Source organism: Pedobacter antarcticus (assembly GCF_900112985.1).
Classification (GTDB): Bacteria; Bacteroidota; Bacteroidia; order Sphingobacteriales; family Sphingobacteriaceae; genus Pedobacter; species Pedobacter antarcticus.
Window position 1 is genome coordinate 750,604 of sequence record NZ_FONS01000001.1, and the last position, 26,303, is coordinate 776,906.

Here is a 26,303-nt window from a genome sequence, read left to right on the forward strand (position 1 = left end):
GATCAGATTGTAAATAACATTTTTTTTTATTCCGATATTTGGTGTTAATAATTTCAAAATAAAAATCAATGTCCGAAGAGCTCCCTGTAATTCTGGAAAGAAAAAACATCAAACCTACTGCAATGCGCCTGCTGGTTCTTGACTTTCTGATGAACCAACCTTCGGCAATCAGCCTCACTGACCTGGAAAAAGGACTGGAACCTTGTGACAGAATCACCGTGTACCGTGCGCTCAAGAAATTTGAAGAGTCAGGATTGGTTCATCACATTGATGACGGCACAGGTATCACAAAATATGCATTCTGCGCGGAAGAGTGCAATCCAGGGCATCACCACGACCTTCATGTGCATTTTTTCTGCAATACCTGTAAGCAAACCTCCTGCCTGCCAAAAACACAGATACCGCAGGTGTCTTTACCCGAAGGTTTTCATAAAGAAGAAGTGAGTCTTGTGGTCAAAGGAACCTGCAACCTCTGCTATACTTTGCAATAGCATTGCGCTACGTTATTTAATACTTTTGTATTACTGCATTAAATAATTGCAAAACCTATTCCTATGTGTACATCAGACCCCAAAGATAAAACTCCTCATACGCAAGACCATAAAGAAGAAAGTAAACATGTACATACCGATACCGACGAACATGATCATGGTGGCGGATGTTGCGGCGGTGAACCGGGATGGAAATCTCACCTTCCTTTATTAGGCGGTTTAACGATCCTTATGGTAATGCTGGTTCTTGATTATGGATTTAAAATCAGATTCAGTCAGCTCATCGAATTCTTCATTTTCGGCGTAGCCTACCTCCTTTCCGGTTATCAGGTTCTGAACCTCGCTTTCAGAAAAGCAATCAGACTGGATTTCTTTAACGAATTTTTCCTGATGAGTGTTGCAACGATCGGCGCATTTGCTATAGGATCTTTCAGCGAAGGAGTTGCCGTTATGGTCTTTTACTCTATCGGCGAATGGTTTCAGGACTCTGCAGTGGATTCAGCAAAAAGAAGTATTAAAGCCTTGCTGGATATAAGACCAGACACAGTAACAGTACTGAGAGATGGAAAAGAGAGTGTTGTTGCACCATCTGACGTACAAATTGGAGAACTCATAGTGATTAAGGCAGGTGAAAAAGTTGCTTTAGATGGCGATCTGAAATCTGCGAAAGGCAGCTTTAACACTGCTGCTTTAACTGGTGAGAGTAAACCCGACACTAAAATTACAGGTGAACGGATCCTGGCAGGAATGATTAACCTCAATAACGCCGTCGAAGTAACGGTAACTGCGCTGTTCAAAGACAGTAAACTCAATAAGATCCTGGAAATGGTTCAGGATGCTACTTCCAGAAAATCTAAAACACAGTTATTTATTTCCAGGTTTGCCAGAGTTTATACGCCTATAGTATTTGCATTGGCAGTAATGGTGGTATTTCTTCCATTTTTATTTGTGGGAGACTATGTTTTTAGAGATTGGTTATACCGCGGACTGGTGTTTCTGGTCATAAGTTGTCCCTGCGCCCTTGTCGTTTCCATTCCCCTGGGATATTTTGGAGGCATCGGCCTGGCCAGTAAAAATGGGATTTTATTTAAAGGTTCAAATTTTCTGGATGTAATGACAACCATCGACACTGTGGTTATGGACAAAACCGGTACACTCACTAAAGGTGTATTCAAAGTACAGCAAGTTTTCTCTGTATCTGGTGATGAAAAAGAACTGATCAGAATTGCTGCCACCGTAGAAAATAAATCGACACATCCGATTGCCAGGGCCATTGTGGCTTATGCGGGAAAAGATTTTATCCCCCTGCAGGTGGAAACAACTGAAGTAGCTGGTAAAGGCCTGAGTGGCGAAATAGATGGTAAAAGAGTTTTAGCTGGCAACACTGCGCTCCTTGATCAGTTTAAGGTGAGCTACCCCGCGCTTTTAAAAGACGAGGAAGAAACGATAGTCGTCGTTGCAATTGATAATCAGTATGCAGGCCATATTCTGATAGCCGATGAACTTAAACCAGATGCAGCAGAAGCAATTCTTGAGATGCATAAACAAGGACTGCATACGGTAATGCTCAGTGGAGATAAACAGGCTGTAGTGGATAAAATAGCCAAACTCCTTGGTATAGACGAAGCCTATGGCGGTCTGCTTCCGGAAGATAAAGTAAGCCGGCTGGAGCAGCTGAAGAGAGCGGGACGTCATATTGCTTTTGCAGGTGACGGAATTAACGATGCACCTGTTGTAGCACTTGCAGATGCTGGTATTGCAATGGGTGGTTTAGGCAGCGATGCTACTATTGAAACTGCAGATATCGTAATTCAGAATGATCAGCCCGGTAAAATCGTTACCGCAATTCAGATCGGGCGCCTGACTAAAAAAATTGTTTGGCAGAATATTGCGCTGGCCATGTCCATTAAGATCATTGTTCTAATACTGGGCGCAGGAGGTATAGCTACTTTGTGGGAGGCCGTAATCGCCGATGTAGGGGTTGCACTGCTGGCGATCCTTAATGCTGTGAGAATACAGAATATGAAGGTATAAAAATGGGGCTGTTCCGGGTTGGAACAGCCCCATTTTTATTTTGAGATTTAGCCTAAATAAGCAACTTTGCAGCTTTCTCTATTACCGCAGGCAATCCAGCTAGATTCTTACCACCGGCAGTCGCGTAAAATGGCTGTCCACCACCTCCACCCTGAATTTCCTTCGCAAGCTCCCTTACTATTGCTGAAGCATTTAATCCTTTTTCTGCAACCAGATTTTCAGAAACCATTACTGTAATCCCTGGTTTGTCGTCAATAACTGTAGTTAACACCAGCAGCAGATTGTCAACCATTTCTTTCAGACTGTAGGCCAGATTTTTCACTGCGTCGGCATGTGGAAGATCTACCTGTACTGCAATCAGATTAACCCCGTTAATGGTCTTCATGTGATGAACTAATTCATGTTTCAGGTTTCCAGCACGTTCAATGAGTACTTTTTCGGCATCCTTTTTTAATTTCGAATTCTCTTCTATCAATGCCGTAACCGCCGCAGGAAGATCCTTATTACCCTTCAAAAGAGATTTAAGTTCACTGATTTCCTGATCCTGGGCAATAATAAATGCTTCTGCTTTATTCGCTGTAATTGCTTCGATACGACGCACACCTGCTGCTACAGCACTTTCAGACATAATCTTAAAATATCCTATTTCACCGGTTGCCTGCACATGTGTCCCGCCACAAAGTTCTTTCGAATAATGATCATCAAAAGTAATTACTCTTACAAAATCACCATATTTTTCCCCAAACAGCGCCGTTACTCCCATATTTACAGCAGTATCATAGGCAACCATACGCTGTTCCTGCAAAGGAATGTTCTCCCTTACTTTTTTATTAACGATATGTTCAATCTTCGCAAGTTCCTGATCGGTGACACGGGCAAAATGGGAAAAGTCAAAACGAAGATAATCCGGATTAACAAGAGACCCTTTCTGATTAACATGATCCCCCAGAACTTGTTTTAAGGCTGCGTGTAGCAAATGCGTAGCAGAGTGGTTATTATTTGTCTGTTGACGCTTATCTTCATCTACAACAGCCCAAAACTGACCTTCCAGGTCTTCAGGTAGTGTATCAGTATAATGAACAATAACGCCGTTCTCTTTTTTCGTATCTGTAATATCAACAGAGAACATACGACTATGATCTTCCAGTCTGCCTGTATCCCCGACCTGTCCGCCCCCTTCGCCATAAAAAGGAGTTTTCTTTAAGACAATCTGATATTGTTCTTTTCCTTTTGCGGTTACCTGTCTGTATTTTAAAATACGGGTCTCGATTTCCAGTAAGTCATAACCTACAAATTCGGTTTCAGGATCTTCGTTTATAGTAATCCAATCGCCGGTATCAATAGCAGTCGCAGCCCTCGATCTCGATTTCTGCTCTTGCAGCGCACGCTGATATTCTTCCATATCGACGGTCCATCTTTTCTCCCTCGCCATCAGTTCGGTAAGGTCGATCGGAAAACCGTAAGTATCCTGAAGTTCAAAAGCAAAGGCACCGGAAATAACCATCTGATCTTTCAGGATACTGTAAACCCAGTTATCTTCAAAAGATTTCTCCAGATCTATAGCATTCTCCGACATCAGAAAATCACCTTGTTTTTTTGTGTAATTATCGAAACGGTGGATACCTGTAGCCAGTGTACGCAGGAAAGATATTTCTTCTTCCAGAACAACTTTCTGTACAAATTCCTTTTGCAGATACAGCTCGTCGAAAACTCCTTTGAACTGTTCTGCCAATACCGGTACCAGCTCGTTCAGGAATGGATCTTTCAAATCCAGGAAGGTATAGGCATACCGCACCGCACGGCGCAGAATCCGGCGTATTACGTAGCCGGCTTTGTTATTCGCCGGCAACTGACCGTCGGCAATGACGAACGAGATAGCGCGGACATGATCTGCCATAACGCGCATGGCTATATCTGTTTTTTCAGCAGCTCCATAAGTAATCCCACATTTGGCAGAGATAAACTGGATCAACGGCTGAAATACGTCTGTATCGTAATTGGAAGCTTTCTTCTGCAGAACCCGCACCAGACGTTCAAACCCCATCCCTGTATCAACATGCTTTGCGGGTAAAGGCTGTAAAGAACCGTCTTTCAAGCGGTTAAACTGCATAAATACATTATTCCATATTTCAATTACCTGAGGATGATCTGCATTGACAAGTTCTTTTCCAGAGAGTTCCTTTCTCTCGAGTTCAGGACGGCAATCCACATGTATTTCAGAACAAGGACCACAAGGCCCTGTATCGCCCATCTCCCAGAAATTATCTTTTTTATTACCGAGGATAATCCGGTCTTCCGGTACAAATTGTTTCCAGAGTTCATAAGCTTCCTCATCGCGCGGCAAGCCTTCTTTTTCATCTCCTTCAAAAATTGAAACATATAATTGATCTTCCGGTATACCGTATACTTTAGTGAGAAGTTCCCAGCTCCAGGCGATAGCTTCTTTCTTGAAATAATCACCAAAACTCCAATTACCAAGCATCTCAAACATGGTATGGTGATAGGTATCAATACCTACTTCCTCCAGGTCGTTATGTTTACCGGAAACACGAAGGCAGCGCTGGGTATCAGTTACCCTTGGATAACGTGCCGGCGCCTCTCCCAGGAAAATATCTTTAAACTGATTCATACCCGCATTTGTAAACATCAGGGTCGGATCATTTTTGACTACGATAGGTGCTGAATTTACAATCTGATGCTGTTTCGATTCGAAAAATTCTAAATATGCTTTTCTGATTTCTTTTGCTGTCATTCCTAGTAAAATATATACAACAAAATTAAAATTTTATTGCGGTATTCTACTAAAATCCCATTACATTTGAAAGCTTTATATAAATGCCATAATCCACTAACAATCAATCATCAACTATGCCATATAAGGAACGGGAAATTAATAAAATGTATTACACAATGGGGGAAGTGACGGAAATGTTCGGTGTAAATGCTTCTCAGATCCGTTTTTATGAAAAAGAATTTGACGTCCTTCAACCTAAGAAAAACAAGAAGGGTAACCGTCTGTTCACTCCTGAGGATATAGAAAATCTGAAGATCATCTTTCACCTTGTAGACGACAAAGGCTTCACCCTAAAAGGTGCTAAAGACCATCTGAAAAACAATAGTGGAGATGTAAAAGAAAACCAGAAAATCATCGCTTCATTGGAACGGCTAAAGGACTTCCTCGTAAAGCTTAACGACGAAATATAAATAGTAGGTTAACTAAATAATTTTTAAGGGTATTACTTTGGCTTTTATGAAGCCAAAGTTATGTACCACACCCTTAAGCGAAATGGCTCCCAGCCATCTTCTTTGCCTGAGACAAGTGGCGCTGATCCTCCTGTTCCTGACCTGCTCGTTCTGCTATGCACAGGAAACAGAACAGGCCTTGTCTTTTTATACCTGGCTGGGAGAAGAAGAGCAATCTGAAGAGCAGCTGGCCATATTGACCCAAAAACTCGAACAACTCCGCAAAAAACCAATCGCCCTTAATCAAGCAGGTGAGAAAGGGCTCTCTCAAATATTCTTTCTTACGCCTCTTCAGGTTTATGATCTTTTACAGCATATCCTTAAAAATGGTCCGCTTAAGGAAATCGCCGAGCTCCAGATAGTTCGTGGTTTCAGTCCCGAATTCATCAGACAGATCTCCCCCTATATAACCTGCGATCAGGCTGAAGGCAAAATTCCGCAATTCAAAGACCTACTCAATAAAAGTGACCAGGAGCTCATCTTGCGGCACTCACGAATTCACCAGCGGAAAAAAGGTTATACTCAAAAAGGCAAATCCTATTATTCAGGAAGCCCAGATCATCTGCTGCTTAAATACAGGCTTGCCCTGGAGCCTGGAATTAAGGCCATGCTGCTGATGGAGAAAGACCCGGGTGAACAATTCCTTAAGGGCAGTAATCCTTCCGGATTTGATTTCATTTCTGCCAATATCACTTATACGGGAAAAGGGAGGATCAGTAAATTAATTCTAGGTGATTACAGCCTGCAGTTCGGTCAGGGGCTCAGTCTTTGGAGCGGGACTTCATTCGGGCGGGGAGCCGATGTTGCTGGTGCTGCAAAAAAGGATATGGGTCTGCAACCTTACTTTTCAGCAGGGGAACAAAACTACTTCAGAGGGGTTTCTTTCGAATATAAATTATTTAAAAACATACTATTAACTAGTTTTATATCAATAAAGAATTCAGATGCTTCCGTTAGTTATCTGTCCAATAAAACTGCAGTAGTCAGTAATATCAGCAACAGTGGATTACACAGAACTGAATCTGAAATAAGAAATAAGGGGGCAATTAAAGAGACTGTTACCGGTACAGCAGCACAATATAACAGCCCGTTTTTCAGAGCTGGGATTACAGCGTATAGGAGCGCTTACAGTCTGCCTTTTATTACAGGAAATGCATTATACCGTTCCAATAATTTCAAGGGCTCATTCAGGGAAAATTACGCTTTTCACTATAACTACACTTTTCTGAACACCTATACTTTCGGTGAGTTTGCCCACAGTCATCCTGGAGGACAGGCCTGGATTCAAGGACTGATCTCCGCTATTACCTCTTCTACTTCAGCAGTAGTTGTTTTTCGTAATTATGGTATAGATCATAACAGCTTCTACAGTATGCCTTTTGGCAAAAACAGTTCCGCCATGAACGAAAAGGGATGGTACACCGGAATAAACCACCGCGTTAGCAATAAGTGGAATATAGCCGGTTATCTGGACTTTTTCAGCTTTCCGTTTGCCAAATACAGAGTAGACCTCCCATCAAAAGGAAATGAATACACAGTAAAACTATTCTACAGACCCGTCAGAGGCTCCGAATATAGTTTTCAATACAGATCGTCATCGAGGGAGCAAAACGTAAAATCCGGGCTTAAAATACCGGCTCTTGACAATATTCAAGTTCAATTAATAAAGTTGGATGCAGCCTATCCGGTGGGTGAACACATGAGGTTCAAACACCTGGCCGATATCACAAGATACAGTAAAGGACGGCAGTCCGCGGGGTACGGCATTCTACTGGGACACGACCTGCATTATAAAGTTGCATCCGGCCCCTTCGCAGGGAATATACGCGTAACGTGGTTCAAGATCCTGTCCTATGATAACCGGATTTACCGTTATGAAAACAATGTGCTTTTTGCAGGTAGCTCAGTCCCTTACCAGGGACAAGGATTCAGAACTTATCTCAACATAAATTTTAGGATCAGCAGTCAATTTAGACTGTGGTTGAGATATGCCCTTACCTGGCAGCCTGACAAAGAAAAAACAGGTACCGGAATGGAGCAGATCCAGGGCAGTAAAAAGAGTGAAACGAGGCTCCAGGTTCGCTATATTTTTTAGGATGGACACTCCAGTATCAATTCCTTTTTTCGCCAGGATTATTCCGCAATTTTTGGTTGGAATTTACATTTCCCAGCACAGTATTTTTACCAAATTAAATTTGCCTGAAGATTATTTGGTAATATACTACATTTTTACATTAATAATAATCAACCTATTACATACCTCAACTAAGATAAAACATTATATGAATGGAAGCCTCTTTGTTATTGGCCTCCTTGTTCTAATGCATGGTTTTATTTTAGGAAGGATCAATGATGAGCTCACAAATTCCGAACACTTCTCCAAAAAAAACCCGGATTTTTTGTTGCTGGAAATTCTTACGGAACCAGTCCTATCCTTCGGCCAAATTCAATTTACGGCAATGGTAAAATCAATAGAGAAAGAGGGTCGGAGAACGAAGGCGTCAGGCCGGATTCTAATAAAGATAAAGCCAATTAAAATGCGACTTTCAGACCTGAGTTTCGGGCAACTTCTATGGGCACCCGGAAATTACGAACTTACTGCCGGCCCCCTCAACCCGGGTATGTTCGATTACAAAAAATGGCTCGCCAGAAAAAAAGTTCATCATCAATATCTAATCGAAGAAAAAGATGTTTTACTACTCAACCAGCGGGCGGGGAATAAACTTTTGTCACACGCTGTTGAATGGCGAAAAAAACAGGTAGACCTTTACCGTAAGCTGTTGGTAAAAAAGGACGCTGTTGATGTTGCGAGCACACTCATTCTAGGATACCGTGCAGAGCTGGACAGGGCACTGGTTTCTGCGTACTCCAGAACTGGAACTATCCATGTACTCTCTGTTTCCGGTATGCATGTAGGAATTATATATATTGTACTCGACTGGCTATTGCTACACCTCAATACGACCAGAACGGGTAGACATTTGAAGTTATTTATTTTATTAAGTCTTATCTGGTTCTATACAATCCTAACTGGTTACGCTGCTTCGGTAATCAGAGCGGCAGTAATGCTATCAATCTTTCTGATCAGCAAAACCCTGGGCCGTACGTCTGCTTATCAAAACCTGATCTTTCTTGCAGCATTTGGTATGCTGCACTATAATCCATACTGGCTGTGGGATATCGGATTTCAGCTTTCTTTTCTCGCTGTTGCCGGCATCATTTACCTATACCCGTTAATTTGCAACGCGCTGAACTGGCAAACTCCGCCAAGTAAAAAATTGGGAGAGCTCGTATCCCTTTCCATTGCCGCCCAACTTTTCACCACCCCACTAAGCATATACTATTTTCATTTGTTTCCAATGTCATTCATTATCAGTAATATATTTATAACCATACCAGTTACGCTGATTATGTATAGTGGAATATTAGTTATAATACTGAAATCACAGTATCTTGCAATCTTTCTGGAGTGGCAGATTACACTGCTAAACGAAGGACTTATACAGATTAACAATCTCCCCTACCCGGTCATTGAAAGACTCTGGCCGACCGAATTTCAGGTAGCGATCCTTTATCTTCTTTTAATCCTATTACTGATTCCAGGATCTGCTAAAAACAGGCTGTTCGGGATAGCTACCCTGATGATTTTACTACAAATTACAATCGTATGTAGGAAAGTATCAATCCGCCAGCAAAGCCAAATGATGCATTTTAACACGCCCTATCCGTCCACCCTTGCCTATATTCAAGCCAACCGTGCTTACATCATAACTAACCTTAATCAAAGTGACCCCACTTTTGCATACTATATTCAACCTGCCTTAGACAGCATGGGAATTAAAAAGGTATTTATCTTCCCGAAATAATTTATTCAGCCCATATTTTTTATCAAAAAACTTTAAAAATTGCTAAAGTAGCTAATAGTGTGTAGTTTATAAGAGTGACAATCGCTGTAGGTAACGATTTAGTAATGGTGCTTATTACACTCCTTTTTATTAAATTTCCATTGTAATTCTACAATGACAAAGATAATAAAATTAGTCAGATAGCAATGAAATCCATTTCTCAAGATCAATTATCACCCAAGGTTCATTGTTGATTTAGCTAATAATGACTCTCATAAAAGAAAAAATAACATATGCAATTCTATTGCACGGAATTTTTTATTACCTTTGTCAGCAAATATGAAATGGAAGGCAACAATATTTTTGATTTACATCATGGCACTTTTTCTAGTACCATGTAGTGATGCGAATAATAGTTGCGAAAGTTCTGTCGGAGTTACGAAAGTAACATCTCACGATCATGACCAGGATAAAGATGATTCCTGCACACCTTTTTGTCAGTGTTCCTGCTGTAGTGTTTCAGTAGCATCTTTCAATTTTGAACTACCAGAATTTGGTATTCTTACACACATATTTTCTTCCAAAAAAGTTGTTATCAGGGATTCTAGTTTTATATCCCACTACTCTGGTACTATCTGGCAACCGCCGAAATTTAACGTTTAATTTTATTGGGAATATTATGTCTATTGGCGTAATGTATATTCATATACATTGCCTCTAATATTGTATTGATACTTAGCACTTCTAATTGGTGTTAATGTTTCCAGTTATCAATATTTCAACCTGATATAACTTTCCATCTTCTCCGCCTTTTCAGTTACAGGTGGATTTCACCTCTATTTCTATTAAATGTTAAATTAATAAAATACATTGTGTTAGACAATATCATAAAATTCAGTATTAAGAACAAGATCATTATTGGCTTAATGACTTTGTTACTTATCATCTGGGGAGCATGGAGTGCAACCAAACTGCCCATAGATGCCGTACCTGATATTACCAACAATCAGGTTCAAATATTCACTTCCTGCCCAACATTGGCTGGACAGGAGGTTGAACAGCTCGTTACCTTCCCCATTGAACAGAGTATCGCGAATGTTCCCAAGATCGAAGAAATCCGAAGCATTTCCCGTTTCGGTTTATCGGTGATTACGGTCGTTTTTGATGAAGATGTAAACATCTACTTTGCTCGGCAGCTCATCAATGAAAGGTTAAAGGAAGCTGTTGATCAGATTCCACAAGGGATAGGCACCCCAGAAATGGCGCCGGTAAGTACAGGACTTGGAGAAGTTTATCAGTACATTATCCATCCCAAAAAAGGTAGTGAAGATAAATACAACGCAAAAGACCTGCGTACAATGCAGGATTGGATTGTGGCAAGGCAATTATACGGAACTCCGGGTATTGCTGAGGTTAACAGCTTTGGTGGTCAATTGAAACAGTACGAGGTTGCTGTGAATCCCGATAAGCTGAGAGCGATGGGTGTGAGTATCCCTGAAATATTCACTGCACTTGAAAAAAACAATCAGAATACAGGTGGAGCTTATATTGATAAAAAGCCCAATGCCTATTTTATCAGAGGTATAGGTTTGGTTACTTCCATTGATGATGTAAAGAAGATTGTTGTAAAAAATTCAGGAGCCGTTCCAATTTATATCAATGACGTTGCGGAAGTAAGGTTTGGAAGTGCTGTTAGATATGGTGCATTGACATTTAATGGAGAAGTTGATGCCGTAGGTGGAGTTGTTATGATGCTGAAAGGCGAAAACAGTAACGAAGTAGTTAAGCGGATCAAGGAAAAGTTACCGACGATTCAAAAATCCCTACCTGAGGATGTAATTATCGAGCCATATTTGGATCGTACCGAACTGGTTGGAAGGGCTATGAGTACTGTTGAGAAGAACCTGATTGAAGGTGCGCTGATCGTAATATTCGTTCTTGTACTATTTTTAGGAAATTTCCGTGCAGGACTTATCGTCGCATCCGCAATCCCACTGGCACTACTGTTTGCCCTTGGTATGATGAACGTCTTTGGTGTCAGCGCCAATTTGATGAGTTTAGGGGCAATAGATTTTGGATTGATCGTAGATGGTGCCGTAATCGTTGTAGAAGCAACGATGCACCATTTGGGTCTTCGAAAATCTACCAATAGAATGACCCAAAGTGAAATGGACGATGAGGTATTCGTGTCTGCTTCTAAAATACGAACCAGTGCCGCTTTTGGTGAGATTATTATCCTAATCGTATATATTCCTATCCTGACGTTAGTTGGTGTGGAAGGAAAAATGTTCCGCCCAATGGCTCAAACTGTTGGTTTCGCCATATTTGGTGCGTTGATTCTATCGCTGACCTATATCCCGATGATGTGTGCATTGTTCCTGTCTAAAAAACCAAGTCACAAAAAAACATTTAGTGACAAAATGATGGACAAGCTTTCCAGTTGGTATCAACCACTTTTACAAAAAGCAATCAAGATCAAGTATATTGTTGTAGGTGCCGCTGTAGCTTTATTTGCAATCTCTTTATTTTTCTTTAGCAGGATGGGTGGTGAGTTTATACCCCAGTTACAAGAGGGGGATTACGCCTTTCACTGTATCCTTCCACAGGGTAGTTCACTGAACCAAAGTATAGAAACTTCTATGCAGGCTTCGCGGATAATCAAGGAGTTTGATGAGGTCAAGATGGTTGTGGGAAAAACCGGGGCAGCTGAAGTTCCCACCGATCCCATGCCTCCTGAGGCTACCGACCTTATGGTCGTCCTCAAACCGCAGGATGAATGGGCTTCTGGAAGGGACTATAACGAGCTGGCCGATGCCATGATGGAAAAACTGGAGGTAATACCGGGGGTATTCTTTGAAAAGAACCAACCTATTCAGATGCGTTTCAATGAGCTGATGACCGGTATCAGGCAGGATGTTGCTGTTAAGATATTCGGTGAAAACATTGATACGCTGGCATCCTACGCCAAGGAGGTCAGTGAAGTAATTCAAACTGTTGAAGGAGCCACGTCTCCGCAAGTTGAACGCGTAAGTGGCCTCCCTCAGATTAATGTAGAATATGACCGTACACGTATTGCAAATTATGGCCTGACTATTCAGGATGTGAATGACGTGGTGAGTACAGCTTTTGCAGGTAAAAGTTCGGGACAGGTATATGAAAATGAAAGGCGTTTTGATCTTGTTGTTCGCCTTGACAGTTTGCACAGAAGTGATATAGATGATGTTAGCAATTTGATGATTCCAACAACTTCGGGGGCGCAAATTCCACTCTCTCAAGTTGCAAATATTGAGTATAAACTTGGACCTGCCCAAATTAGTCGTGAAGCAGGTAAGCGCCGGATCGTAATAGGATTTAATGTTGCGGGACGCGATGTACAAAGCGTAGTACAAGACATCCAAAAGCAACTCTCCGAAAAAATAAAATTGCCTGCGGGTTATTATTTCACTTATGGAGGTCAATTCGAAAACCTGCAAAAGGCCAGTGCACGTCTGATGATCGCAGTGCCGGTATCGCTACTGCTTATTTTTATGTTGCTATACTTCACTTTCCATTCTTTCAAGCAGGCCACATTGATATTTACGGCCATTCCGATGAGTGCGATTGGTGGGATATTCGCCCTGATGTTACGGGACATGCCATTTAGTATCAGTGCAGGGATCGGATTCATTGCCCTGTTCGGTGTAGCCGTATTGAACGGTATCGTTCTGATCGGCACCTTTAACCAGCTCAAAAAAGAGGGCATGGACGATGTGTTTAAAAGGGTGAGAGAAGGCACAATGACACGTTTGCGTCCGGTATTGATGACGGCAACGGTAGCATCACTTGGATTTTTACCTATGGCCATTAGTACAAGTGCAGGTGCCGAGGTACAAAAGCCGCTGGCAACGGTGGTAATTGGTGGATTAATCACCGCTACATTTCTTACGCTGTTTGTACTACCACTCCTGTACATCATCTTCAACTCAAAAATAAAACTGAAAGGAAAAGGCCGTATGAAAACAACGGTAATGGTGATCTTGCTGTCTTTGGGAGGTTTATCATCTGTTAATGCTCAGCAGCAACAGCGAATTTCGATCGATCAAGCAGTGGGAACCGCATTAGGGAATAATCAACAATATGGCGTTAATAGTGCTCAGATCAAAAGCGCCACGCTAAATGTTAAGACCGCTACTGAAATTCCCAAGACCGGAGTATTCGCAGAAAATGAAGATTACCGTCCCTCAGATCAGGTAGGTATATTAAAAATTGGTGTTTCACAAAGTATAGCCTGGCCGGGGCTGTATGCTGCCCGAAAGAATTATTTCAGGGATCAGCTCAAATATGCAGAACTCAATACGGATTATTTAAATGCCATAATAAAACGAGATGTACGAACGGCCTATTATCAGCTGTGGTATCTCCAGGATAAACAAAAACTCTTTCAAAGACTGGATAGTATCTATACTATGCTGTTCAAAACCACGGAGATTAGGGTGAGGACCGGAGATGTTGCAAAGTTGGATCAGGTATCAGCAGAGGCTAAATTGAGAGAGCTTCAGGCCTTTCTTGAACAGAACAAGAAAGAAATGACAGTGCAGCAACAACAATTAATGATGCTCTTGAATCAAAATGAGTGGCTGCTACCCGTTGCTGACTCGCTAAAAAAAATAGAAGTACAATTGGTAGAAAACAACACCTCGCATCCGGTACTGGCGTTGCAGGAACAGAATGTAAATATCGCATCTTCCAATATCAAAGTTCAGAGGAATACGAACAAGCCCGAATTTTCCGGAAGGTTTTTTAGCCAACGTTTATGGGGTGCTAAAGATCCTTTTACAGGCTTTTCGGTCATGGCATCAATTCCCGTGTTCGGAGCCGGAGCTTATCGGAATAAGGTAAGGGTTGCAGTCGCTGAGAAAGAAGTGCAGGAAAAGACACTCTCCTACCAGACACAGCTATTACAGACCCAACGGGCGTCTGCTATTGCTGAAATAGAAAAAAACTATTCCCTGTTAAATTTCTATGAAACCTCAGGTTTAAGGCAATCTGAAGAAATTATCAATGCAGCCAGCCTGAGTTACAGAACGGGTGAGATAAGTTTTGCAGAATTGGGACAGTTTCTTAACCAGGCAATTGGCATTCGTCAAAACTACCTGGATGTGCTGAACCAATACAACCAGTCAGCAATTCAATTCAATTACTTCAATAACAAATAAGATAAAATGAAAATCATAGGAAAAATATTAGTTGCAGCTATTCTCATAACGTCTTTATATAGCTGCGGTGGAAAAGCTAAAAAGGAAGAAGGCGCTGCCGCTACAACAGAAAAAAAGACCGCTGAAGCCAGCGGTGAAGAAGGACATGGAGAGGAAGAATCTTCCACTATTGCCTCTCTTACACAGGAACAGATGAAAGCGGTTGGCATTACGCTTGGCAATATCGAAAATAAAAATCTGACTGCTACTGTCAAAGCTAACGGGGCGCTAAGGGTGCCAAACAACAAGAAGGCAAATGCAACGTCCCTGTATGGTGGTGTTGTTAAAAGCCTGAACGTACAGATGGGTGATTATGTCCGCAAAGGTCAGGTCATTGCTACTATTGAAAATCCACAGTTTATTCAGTTGCAGGAAGAATACATTACGATTGATAGTAGGATTACGTTGGCAAAGCAGGAACAGGATCGCCAGCAAGAGCTTAACCAGGGAAGTGCAGGGGCTCTGAAAAATCTCCAGACAGCTACTGCTGATTTTAATGCGTTGATGGCCCGTAAGGCATCGTTAAAAAAGCAGTTAGAATTGATGGGAATCAACCCTTCCAGTATCAGCAGGGAAAATCTAAGATCAGCATTAGTGGTTACCAGTCCTGTTAGTGGAACGATAAGTAATGAGTTCGCAAAAATTGGAAGTTATGTGGATGTGTCATCTCCTGTAGTTGAAATCGTGGATAACAGCTTGTTACATCTTGACCTTCAGGTTTTCGAGCGAGATCTCCCTTTTATGAAAGTAGGACAAGTGGTAAATTTTACCATTACTAATAACCCGCAGGTAACCTATAGCGCGAAAGTATTCAATATAGGATCTTCTTTTGAGAACGAAAGCAAAACGGTTGCGGTACACTGCACGGTGGTGGGTAATAAGAGTGGACTGATTGACGGAATGAATATAACAGGGATGGTAAGTGTGGAAAACGTGATGGCTTCTACCGTACCAAATTCTGCTATCGTAGAAGCGGATGGCAAGTTCTATATTTTTGTTCATACAGACAAAGAGCCGGAAGCTGGTCATGAGGAAGGCGGTCATGAGCACAAAGAAGGTGAAAGTCATGACGAGAAAGCTGAAGAAGATCATGATCATAAACCGGGCGAAAAGCATGACCATGCTGCTGAGAACAAGCAGAAGGAACCGAAAATGAATTTCGAAAAGATCGAAGTGGCAAAAGGAGTTTCTGAATTGGGATATACTGTGATTACTCCTGTGACCGCAATTCCTAAAGGAGTCAAAGTTGTTACAAAGGGGGCATTCTTTATCAATGCCAAATTGAGTAACACAGGTGGTCATGAACATTAATTCTCAATATAGATAAGGCTATGAATGATTTGGTAAAATCAGTTGAAGACTATGTTTCTACATTGTTGAAAGAGAACCTTTCTGTAGACCTTGATTTTCATAGCCTTACCCATACGCTTGAGGTTGTGGAAGCGGCCTTGGAAATTGGACAACTTTGCAATTTGGATGATTCCGAAATTGAAATATTGCTTGTTTCAGCGTGGTTTCACGACTGTGGATATATTTATACTTATGTTGGTCACGAGGAGCAAAGCAAGCAGATCGCTAAAAGTTTTCTTGATAAATATAATGCCAATACTGAATTTATTAATTCGGTATTGGCTTGTATAGAAGCTACAAAGTTTCCGCAATTCCCTCAAAATAAGATTGAAATGGTATTGTGTGATGCTGATCTGTTTCACTTTACCAAAACCTCTTATCCAAAGTATGCCCATGCGATAAGGAAAGAATTTGAAGTCTTTCTCCAAAGAGTGTATTCGGATAAAGAATGGAAGACACTAAACTGTGGAATGTTGTTGAACCATAGTTATTGGACTATATATGGGAAAACCATTCTGGACAGATTTAAAGAAGTCAATATCGGATTGTTGAATTGCAATTGATGGTTAAAAAGTACTATAAACCTACATTATGAAAAATTAATAAAATTATGGCGTTAAAGGAAGAGCTTGAAAAGCAGGGAAACTGGCTTTTCAGATATAGGAGTTATATACCGATTGGTATTTTAATTATTGCCCTTTCCGTATTGGTGTATGAAAGCAAACAAAACAATAAGCCTATTTACTGTTCCTCGACTTATGAAATCATCTGTTTGTCTGTTGGGATCATAGGATTGGGAATAAGGGTTTACACTGTTGGATATACACCTAAAAATACATCGGGGCGAAATACACATGAGGGACAGGTTGCTGATACTTTGAATAAAACAGGCATTTATAGCACCGTAAGACACCCCCTATATTTAGGGAACTTCCTCATGTGGCTTGGGCCGGCTTTACTAACCGGAAACATGTGGTTTGTTATGGCTTTTATTTTGTTCTATTGGCTTTACTACGAACGGATAATGTTTGCTGAAGAGCAATTTTTGGAAAGGAAATTCGGTGAAGCCTATACAAAGTGGGCCGCTAGTGTTCCGGCATTTATTCCAGATTTCAGTAAGTTCCGGAGACCTGAGGTATCATTCAGTATAAAAAAAGTATTAAAAAAAGAAAAGAACGGATTATTTGCACTTTTCTTAATCTTCGGCGTATTTGATTTTATTGGAGAGTGGCTAAACAACCACGCCCACTTCAATATTTTAATTATTGCTGGTACTGTTATTACCATGCTGATGTATGTCGTCTTGAAATTCATAAAATCCAGGACCAGCTTGTTGAACGAAAGCCGATAAATCAGTTCGCATAAGCCTGTGTTCAATTGTATATTTAAGTTACAACTATTTAAAAACAGAAAAAATGATTATTGTTTCCAAACAACCTCCAATGTTTAGTTATGTTATTAAATCGAAAAATATCAATTTGGTACTTTGTAAATGAAATCAAGGCACAGATTATTCTGATCTGTGTCTTTGCTATATCCATTGGTTTACTGGATATGCTACCGACTTTCAAAAAAGTATCCCTGCCGCTAAGTCTCCCTGCGTTAGTAGGAACTGCGGTTTCCGTACTGCTTGCCTTTAGAACAGCACAGTCGTATGAACGTTGGTGGGAAGCAAGAACTGTCTGGGGTGCCATTGTAAATGATTCAAGAAGTTTACTTAGGCAGTTCATCCAGTTTGCACCCGAAAATCCAAAATACGAAATTAGGGAGTTTGCTGACAGACAGATCGTCTGGACCTATGCGCTTGGAGAATCCCTGCGAAAGCAGCAATTTTCGCCCAATGTTCAGGCTTACCTGAACATCCATCAAATAAAAGCGGTAAATATACCGAACGCACTCCTGGATAAACACTCTGAGACTATCAAGCAGCTTGCTACTACAGGGGCAATATCAGACATTCAACAGGTTCAGCTAAATGAAACAATCGCCAGGTTATGTGATAGCATGGGTAAGTGTGAACGTATTAAGAACACTGTTTTTCCAAGATCATATAGCCTGCTGGTGCATACGTTGATTTATGTTTTTGCTGCCATTTTACCCTTTGGGCTCGAAGATTCTCAGCTAACTGTCGAGATAGTAATGACTATTCTCATTCCTACACTCTTTATTGCCATCGAAAAAACAGCCATCATTATGCAAGATCCTTTTGAGGATACTCCTGTGGATACACCAATGACTTCACTGGCGCAGACGATTGAGATAAACTTATTGGAGATGATCGGAGAAAAAGATATTCCGGCAAAGCCTAAAAGCGATTTTTATTATGCAATGTAGCGTATTTGTAAATAATATAAACCAACGATACTATGGATATCAATTTTGAACTCTTACTCTCGGCCAAACTTTTGTTGGCACTTCTTCTAGGAAGCATCGTAGGTATTGAACGGGAAAAGGAACAACAGAATATGGGCATCAGGACCTTTGCCTGTATATGTGTTGCATCATGCCTCTTTGTATCTGTCGCAGCCCATCTAACGGAAGACAGATCCGCAACCGCCAGAATGCTGGCAGCGATTGCTACCGGACTGGGCTTCATAGGTGCAGGCATAGGTTTTCGCAGCGAGAAAAGTATGCCTATAGGTCTTACCACAGCTGCTGGCCTGTGGACAATTGCTGCCGTCGGCATAGCCATCGCGCTTAATATGTTTGTCCTGGCTGTTTCAGCAACAGCTATTACCCTGCTGATTTTTGGTATTAATCAATTTTCATGGTACAAGAGATTTATTAAAAAATTATCTAACAACAAGAACAACGATCATGAAACAGAATAATATTCAATTCAATCTGCATTTGCAAAAAATATCTACTTTATTAAAAGAGGCGCAAAAAGAAGAAAACCCTGGCCGTTATCTTTTTCAGAACGATCTGAGAACACCGTTATTCCAAGTTGAAGCATTGGCAAGGATATACCGTGTTACCGGTCCCAAAAAGAAACGGTTCGGTAAGATAGGGGAAAAATTCAAGCAGTTGGAAGACATGCTCGGAAGTGTAGATTATTTTGTGGCCATTAGTAAAGAATACTCGAACAATAAGAAAATTCTCGAAGACGTCAGGTCTTACTTTTCCGGTCAAGAAGAAAAGGTTTTAAGAAAGTTCAATAAATTACTCAAAGCCAAGAACTGGTTAGACGGGAAGCAATTAAAAAAGATCAACCGTGACCTTGAAAAAACAAATTGGAAAGGAAAGGACGAGCAGCACAGCCGTCTTGTTAAATTCTACCGATCGGAAATTGAAAAAATAATGGATTTTGCGAAGAATGGCAAGCGGGCTTTTAAAGATGTGGAGTCGGGAATCCATGAGTTTCGGAGAAAATTACGCTGGCTGAGCATCTACGCGCAGGCGCTACAGGGATGTATTGAACTTGTCGATATCGAACAGGAAAGGTTGGACTTGGAGAACTATCTTACTGACTCTGTTCTGAGTTCTCCTTACAATAAGCTGCCTCCTGTGGAAGATAAAAAAATGCATCCCCTGGCTCTTTCTAAATTTTGCTTTTATGCAATCAGCTGGATGATCGAACAGTTGGGAATCCTGAAAGACCAGGGACTTGGATTGCTCGCTCTGGCAGAAGCGGTGAAAGAAACTGAAGGTATAAAGATCGACAAGGCTATAATTAGGGCAAGGGAATATTTGGGTAAGAAAGCACCATCCATTGCAGACATATTAAGTGAAGCAGATGGGATTACTAAACAGTTTTTTAAAGATAAAATATTGATAAATCTTCTAAAATAGAACATATGAAATTCTACAATGAATATAGCGTACGTATTAGAAACTTATGCTCTGATCAGACAAGGAAAGAACTTGGAGAAGCTGGTGAGAAAATGTTGGCATCTAAGATAATGTTATTGACAATACTTTTTATGGCATTATTGAATCCGGCAAAGGCTGAATCTCAAACAAGAGCTTCGGAATACTGTACGGATAATGTAAAACTCTATAAATCCTATTCGGAGTATAGCGAAGGGAAATTTATTGACAGCATTTGCCTTTCAGTTAGAAAGCACAAATTCAGCGTGTATTATAACAAGCTTATCTTAAAGGATGAACAGCAAAAAAGTAAATTTTCGCATGGGAGTTTATGGGGATATCAAAGAGGCGAAGATGTATTCCGATATTTTGATAAGGGAACCACTTTTGGGACCTATGGTTATCATAAAATTATTGGGAGTAATGGATTGATTATCTATTCAAAATACGAAAGAGGAGGCTACAGGTACGCAAGTCGCACCTATTATTTTTACAGCAAGGATCTAAATTCTCCGCTTGAGAGGCTCAGTGTTAAAAACCTCGAAAAGGATTTTTCTAATCCGTCATTTATTAGTGAAGTAAAAGCTTTGAAAAGCCTGACCGAATCAGATAGCAAGGGCAATTTAATGATCAATGTTATTTACAATAAATATTATGTGAGAAGTTAGATAAAGGGTAAAAAACGGCATCGATCTTATCGTTGTCCAATATCATATAACAGAAACCATCTTAAAAATAAATATTATGGAACACAAGCACAAATACGACGCCCAGGGCAAACAAATTTGTTGTACACAGACCGAAAAGGTCTATACCAAAGCGGGCGCAAAAGAATTGGTGAAAGAAGAACACCACAAAAATGACGGACACGATCATAGTCATAGCGATGATGATGGTCATGACCACAGTAATGCCAGCGGCAGTCCATTTAAAATGTTTCTTCCATCCATCCTTTCCCTGTTACTTTTACTTATTGCCATAGCATTCGATAACTGGATGCCTCAGGAATGGTTTAAAGGAACAGTGAGGTTTGTTTGGTATCTGGTAGCCTATGGAATCGTAGGTTTCCCTGTTATTAAAGATGCTGTTAAAAGTATTTCGAAAGGTGAGGTATTCTCAGAGTTTTTCCTGATGAGTATTGCAACAATTGGTGCTTTTTTTATCGGGGAATACCCTGAAGGAGTAGCAGTAATGTTGTTCTATGCCGTTGGCGAAGTCTTCCAGACACTAGCGGTTTCCAGGGCACAACGCAATATAAAAGCCTTATTGGACCAACGCCCGGATGAAGTAACCATTCTTGAAAATAATCAGACCAAAGTTATTAAAGCTGAGGCGGCACAGATTGGAATGATCATTCAACTAAAACCTGGTGAGAAACTGGGGCTTGACGGGGAGCTGCTCACGGATAGTGCTTCTTTTAATACTGCCGCACTGACAGGTGAAAGTAAACCCGACACCAAAAACAAAGGGGAAACAGTACTTGCAGGTATGATCAACCTGAATACCGTTGCCCAGGTCAAGGTAACTACCGCTTATACGGATAGCAAACTGAGTAAGATTTTGGAACTGGTCCAGAATGCAACGTCTCAGAAAGCACCTACGGAACTTTTTATCAGGAAGTTTGCGAAAGTATATACACCTATCGTTGTTTTTCTGGCAATAGGCATCTGTTTGCTTCCTTATTTCTTCGTAGACAACTATGTGTTCAATGACTGGCTATACAGGGCTTTAGTCTTCCTTGTAATTTCATGCCCTTGCGCACTGGTAATTTCTATTCCTTTGGGATATTTCGGTGGTATTGGTGCTGCCAGCCGGAATGGTATTTTATTTAAAGGCAGTAACTTCCTTGACGCCATGGCGGCCATACAGAATGTGGTTATGGACAAGACCGGGACGATGACCGAAGGGGTATTTAAAGTACAGGAAGTGATCTTTAATCCCGAATTCGATAAAGATGAAATTCTAAAACTCGTAAATGCCATCGAAAGCCTTAGTACCCACCCTGTAGCAACGGCCATACACGAGTATGTGGGAGATATTGACAATTCCATAAAATTGGAAAATACGGAAGAAATTGCCGGTCACGGGTTGAAAGCCCGTATTAATGGAAAAGAGTTACTGGTCGGGAATTTTAAACTGATGGACAAGTTCAATATCAAATACGATGTGGACCCATCATCAATCGTCTATACGACTATCGCAGTAGCCAACGATGGTAAATTTGTAGGCTACATTACCATTGCTGACAGTATAAAAGAAGACTCGCAACAGACGATTGATTTGCTGCATAAACTCAATATCAAAGTAACAATGTTGAGCGGTGATAAAACTACGGTTGTCAAATTTGTTGCCGATAAGCTGGGAATTGATAATGCATTCGGGGACCTGTTACCTGAAGACAAAGTGAACCGGGTAAAAGAAATCAAAACTAAGAACGAAACGGTAGCATTTGTTGGAGATGGCGTAAATGACGCACCTGTGGTGGCCCTAAGTGATGTAGGTATTGCTATGGGAGGGCTTGGAAGCGATGCAACGATTGAAACCGCTGATGTGGTTATTCAAGATGACAGACCATCTAAAATTCCTATTGCAATCAATATCGGAAAGAAAACCAAGAAAATAGTGTGGCAGAATATAACACTGGCATTTGTAGTAAAAGGCATCGTTCTGGTCTTGGGTGCGGGCGGTCTGGCTACAATGTGGGAGGCTGTCTTTGCTGATGTGGGCGTGTCATTGATTGCCATATTAAATGCCATCAGGATACAGCGCATGAAGTTTTAGCTTTCAATTCAACAATTGTCCTTTAGCATGGAAACATGTGTTAAGGTTTAAAGATAAGAGGTTATGCAAAAAGACAAAGATATTTACATCTTAAAAGCTTCAGGCCAGCGCGTGGCTTTTGACAGTAATAAATTAAGACAGTCACTGTCCCGGTCTGGAGCTGCTCCGCAGCAGGTTGAGATTGTTCTGCAAAAAGTGCAGGACAATCTTATCGATGGAATGGCTACCCGGGATATTTACAGGACGGCTTTCAAATGGCTAAGAAAAATAGCAAAACCTGCTTCGGCCAGGTATAACCTGAAAAAAGCAATCATGGCGCTGGGCCCTACTGGTTTTCCATTTGAAAAACTCACCTCAGCGATATTGGAATCTATGGGATATAGCACACGAACAGGAGTAATTGTTCCGGGACATTGTGTAAAACACGAAATAGATGTGATAGCGACTAAAGATGATCATCATATTATGATAGAATGCAAGTTCCATAATCGGCAAGGATTTGTTAGTGATGTCAAAATTCCGTTGTACATCCAGTCAAGATTTCTCGATGTGGAAAAACAGTGGCAAGATAGCGGTTGTCACGGTCCTCAGTTCCATCAAAGCTGGATAGTGACCAATGGCCGCTTTTCTGAAGATGCAATCCAGTACGGTACATGTATGAAAATGTCTTTGGTCGGATGGGATTATCCAAGAGATAAAGGGTTGAAGGACCTCATAGACCGTTCCGGCCTGTATCCCATAACCTGCCTGATCTCCTTAACAGAAAGGGACAAAAAAGTGCTGTTGGCTAATGATATAATTGTGTGCAGCACTTTATTACAACAACAGGAAATATTAACCCGGATAGGCTTAACACCGGCTAAGATCCGGGAAGTGGTTAATGAGTGCCGTATGCTTTGTGAACAAACAAAATAGAATTAATAATGGATACCATCAACCATAAAGAAATCAAGACAAATTGGTACGTAATTACCGGGGGACCGTGTACAGGTAAAACCACTGTAGTAGAACTGCTGGAAAAACGGGGATATGCGACTATTGCCGAACAGGCAAGACATTATATTGACACCCAAAAGATAAAGGGCCGTACGATAGAGGAAATAAAAAGCAACAAGGAACAATTTCAGCTGGATATTCTGAACATGCAGATCAGTGAGGAATCAACGTTGGACGTAAACCAAGTGGCTTTTTTGGATAGGGCGTTGCCGGACGCGATGGCATACTATGAATTTCTTGGTATTGAATATGACGCAAGACTTGAGGCAATGTGTAAGAGGTTCTGTTATCAGAAAGTATTTATCCTTGACAGACTTCCGTTGATCAATGATTATGCTAGACTGGAAGATGAGGATGAGCAGATTCGGATTCATAACCTGATCATCGATGTCTATAACCGCTTCCCATGCCCGGTGATTCAGGTTCCGGTATTGCCACCTGCTGAACGTGTTGATTTCATCCTTCGTAATCTTTAAAATTTTTATTAGTGACTATTATCAAATGATTTCAAGAATAATTTTAATTTTTTTTTTACTTACCACATCTAAACTAACCATAGCTCAGGATAATGTGATAATGACCGAACAGCCGGATTCAGTTGTTAACGATCCGAATAATTATAAGTTAAGTTATCGTAAACTCATTCTTCCGGTGTCGCTAATCTCGGCTGGCGCAATCAGTTTTGCCATTCCGCCAATGAAAGAATTGGATCTCTCTGCCAAGATAGAGGTTGCCCATGACAGGCCGGGAAAGACAACGTTGGACAATTACACCCAATATTTCCCAGCGGTAATGGTGTATGGATTGAATCTGGCCGGGATAAAGGGTAAACACGGTTTTAAAGACCGTACAATTATCTATGCAACTTCCCAACTGATATCGGCCGCTATCGTTACACCCGCGAAAAGCCTGATTGCAGAAGAAAGACCAGATGGCTCCAATAAAAAATCATTTCCGTCTGGTCATGCAGCCACAGCGTTCTCAACTGCACATTTTATGTACAGGGAATATAGGGATAACAATTTGCTGTTGAGTTTGTCGGGCTATCCGTTCGCTGCGTTTACGGGTGTATACAGAGTCTTGAATAACAAACATTGGATGACAGATGTGGTTGCGGGAGCTGGAGTCGGAATTCTTTCAACCGAACTCGCTTATTGGCTATATCCAAAGATGAATACCCTGATAAGCGGAAAGAAAAAGAATAACAAAAGTGTGGTCGTTCCATATTATCAGTCAAAAGGGGTTGGAATGTCTTATTTGTTGGTTTTTTAAAGGATTTAGAATGAAAAAAAACAAAAAAATACATAGAAGACGATCACCCGTCAAAAAGCGGAGGACTAATTCATACCATAGCTCACAGAACCAAAAGTATAGAAAGAAGAAAAGATCCCCGTTTATGATTTTTTTGATCGTGATCATGTCCATCATACTGATTATTGCAATAATCGTGCAGGGAAAACATGTTTATCTTCACCTTTCAGGGAAGGGGCATCAAAAATCTACTGTTCGGTAGCAGCTTTGTGAGTGCAATTTTAGAAATAATGTATGTTACTAATATTGCACTCTTTTGATTATGATCTAATTCACCGATTTTCAAACAACAAATAATTAGCTTAGTGATTGAATATTGCCAAAAACTTATTACCGAACTTGATGAAGAAACCAATTTTTATTCTTCTGAAATTGGAGACACCCTCCAATTAGCGGAAAAGCTCATAGAGCTAACTTTAAAGAAGATTTCATTGTTAAAAAGGTTTATTGAGGATAAAGGTTTTGAAAAAGCTGAAGATGAAATCCACTTCTTTAAAGAATTAAAGCCTAAGATAGTTTCTAAGTTGATATATTACAATGCCGTTTATAAAATTGAGTCTAAACGTCCTTACGGAGGCGAACGAAATATTAAAAAATACTTGAATAATGAGCTCTCCAAACTGAAAAGATTTTTTGATAATAATCTTGAATTTTATAAATATTACCGCACTAACAGTAATTATCTGGATCACAAATATTTTGTACGGGGAAATTTTGACATCAAACTCAATTTGGATACTTTCTTTTTCGAGTCAGATCATTCCTTTTCAACATCCCATGATTATAAAGTTTCAAAGATCATAGCCAATGACCTTATACAGGTTTATTTGGAGGACAAACTAATAAATACTGTAGGCCTACCGGCGGTGAAAGAAAGCAAAGAGCAGAAAATTAAATGGACGGCAAGTAAATCTGCATTGGTAGAACTTATATATGCATTAAATGCCTATGGAGCTTTTAATGAAGGACGGACAGACATTAAAGAGATTTCCAGGACATTTGAAACTATGTTTGATATTGAATTGGGGGATATCTACCATATCTACCTGGAACTGAGAAATAGGAAAATTAACAGAGTGAAATTCCTTGACAATCTAAAAAATGAGTTGTTGAAGCGAATGGACGAATTGGATTAACAAAATTGTGAATTAAAAAAGGAAACTATATGGCATCTTATTTGTTCCTCTTATATCCAGTAGGACGTAAAC

20 protein-coding genes are annotated in these 26,303 nt (G+C 40.6%); 19 read left to right on the forward strand and 1 reads right to left on the reverse strand.

The features are described from left to right. The first annotated feature begins 68 nt into the window (after positions 1–68). Positions 69–491 carry a Fur family transcriptional regulator gene (locus tag BM192_RS03240; RefSeq protein ID WP_037440227.1) on the forward strand — a complete coding sequence of 141 codons (423 nt, stop codon included), beginning with the start codon at positions 69–71 and terminating at the stop codon, positions 489–491. A 63-nt stretch (positions 492–554) separates the two neighbouring features. Beyond that, entirely contained in the window at positions 555–2,525 is a 1,971-nt protein-coding gene (locus BM192_RS03245; RefSeq protein WP_051759826.1) for a heavy metal translocating P-type ATPase, read from the forward strand. Between the two features lie 52 nt (positions 2,526–2,577). Here the strand turns inward: BM192_RS03245 and alaS are convergent, their stop codons facing one another. Further along, a complete protein-coding gene (alaS, locus tag BM192_RS03250) occupies positions 2,578–5,277 on the reverse strand; it encodes an alanine--tRNA ligase (protein ID WP_037440229.1) in 2,700 nt (899 codons plus the stop codon). Between the two features lie 116 nt (positions 5,278–5,393). Between alaS and BM192_RS03255 the strand changes: the two genes are divergently transcribed. The 17 genes from BM192_RS03255 (at position 5,394) to BM192_RS03330 (ending at position 26,231) form a co-directional block, all read left to right on the forward strand. Further along, entirely contained in the window at positions 5,394–5,729 is a 336-nt protein-coding gene (locus BM192_RS03255; protein ID WP_037440231.1) for a MerR family transcriptional regulator, read from the forward strand. A 46-nt stretch (positions 5,730–5,775) separates the two neighbouring features. Beyond that, complete coding sequence (locus BM192_RS03260; protein ID WP_139218395.1) at positions 5,776–7,863, forward strand: helix-hairpin-helix domain-containing protein; 2,088 nt, start codon at positions 5,776–5,778, stop codon at positions 7,861–7,863. 1 nt (position 7,864) lies between these two features. Beyond that, positions 7,865–9,634 (forward strand): ComEC/Rec2 family competence protein, encoded by a 1,770-nt coding sequence (locus BM192_RS03265; protein ID WP_037440236.1) that lies wholly within the window; start codon positions 7,865–7,867, stop codon positions 9,632–9,634. A 318-nt stretch (positions 9,635–9,952) separates the two neighbouring features. Continuing rightward, on the forward strand, positions 9,953–10,276 hold the full coding sequence (locus BM192_RS21330; RefSeq protein ID WP_394358799.1) for a DUF6660 family protein: 324 nt from the start codon (positions 9,953–9,955) through the stop codon (positions 10,274–10,276). Between the two features lie 209 nt (positions 10,277–10,485). Further along, entirely contained in the window at positions 10,486–14,808 is a 4,323-nt protein-coding gene (locus BM192_RS03270; protein WP_074963885.1) for a CusA/CzcA family heavy metal efflux RND transporter, read from the forward strand. 6 nt (positions 14,809–14,814) lie between these two features. Then, positions 14,815–16,158: an efflux RND transporter periplasmic adaptor subunit gene (locus BM192_RS03275; RefSeq protein WP_037440238.1), complete on the forward strand. Its 1,344-nt coding sequence runs from the start codon at positions 14,815–14,817 to the stop codon at positions 16,156–16,158. Between the two features lie 20 nt (positions 16,159–16,178). After that, positions 16,179–16,760 (forward strand): HD domain-containing protein, encoded by a 582-nt coding sequence (locus BM192_RS03280; protein ID WP_051759827.1) that lies wholly within the window; start codon positions 16,179–16,181, stop codon positions 16,758–16,760. 47 nt (positions 16,761–16,807) lie between these two features. Continuing rightward, a complete protein-coding gene (locus BM192_RS03285) occupies positions 16,808–17,548 on the forward strand; it encodes a methyltransferase family protein (protein ID WP_037440240.1) in 741 nt (246 codons plus the stop codon). Between the two features lie 101 nt (positions 17,549–17,649). After that, a complete protein-coding gene (locus BM192_RS03290) occupies positions 17,650–18,531 on the forward strand; it encodes a bestrophin family protein (RefSeq protein WP_037440242.1) in 882 nt (293 codons plus the stop codon). A 32-nt stretch (positions 18,532–18,563) separates the two neighbouring features. Then, positions 18,564–19,028, forward strand: coding sequence for an MgtC/SapB family protein (locus tag BM192_RS03295; RefSeq protein WP_037440244.1), 465 nt, complete (start codon positions 18,564–18,566; stop codon positions 19,026–19,028). Then, a complete protein-coding gene (locus tag BM192_RS03300; protein ID WP_037440245.1) occupies positions 19,015–19,989 on the forward strand; it encodes a hypothetical protein in 975 nt (324 codons plus the stop codon). Before BM192_RS03295 ends, BM192_RS03300 begins: the two co-directional genes overlap by 14 nt. Before the next feature lie 5 nt (positions 19,990–19,994). Next, the gene (locus BM192_RS03305) at positions 19,995–20,675 is read left to right on the forward strand and encodes a hypothetical protein (RefSeq protein WP_037440247.1); all 681 of its coding nucleotides are present in this window, start codon (positions 19,995–19,997) and stop codon (positions 20,673–20,675) included. A 76-nt stretch (positions 20,676–20,751) separates the two neighbouring features. Continuing rightward, positions 20,752–22,788, forward strand: coding sequence for a heavy metal translocating P-type ATPase (locus BM192_RS03310; protein ID WP_037440249.1), 2,037 nt, complete (start codon positions 20,752–20,754; stop codon positions 22,786–22,788). Positions 22,789–22,851: 63 nt separating this feature from the next. After that, positions 22,852–23,703 (forward strand): restriction endonuclease, encoded by an 852-nt coding sequence (locus BM192_RS03315; protein WP_037440251.1) that lies wholly within the window; start codon positions 22,852–22,854, stop codon positions 23,701–23,703. Positions 23,704–23,711: 8 nt separating this feature from the next. Further along, positions 23,712–24,260: an AAA family ATPase gene (locus tag BM192_RS03320; protein ID WP_037440253.1), complete on the forward strand. Its 549-nt coding sequence runs from the start codon at positions 23,712–23,714 to the stop codon at positions 24,258–24,260. Positions 24,261–24,360: 100 nt separating this feature from the next. Beyond that, complete coding sequence (locus BM192_RS03325) at positions 24,361–25,056, forward strand: phosphatase PAP2 family protein (RefSeq protein WP_229678299.1); 696 nt, start codon at positions 24,361–24,363, stop codon at positions 25,054–25,056. Positions 25,057–25,400: 344 nt separating this feature from the next. Then, on the forward strand, positions 25,401–26,231 hold the full coding sequence (locus tag BM192_RS03330; protein ID WP_037440254.1) for an RteC domain-containing protein: 831 nt from the start codon (positions 25,401–25,403) through the stop codon (positions 26,229–26,231). The last annotated feature ends 72 nt before the right edge of the window (positions 26,232–26,303 follow it).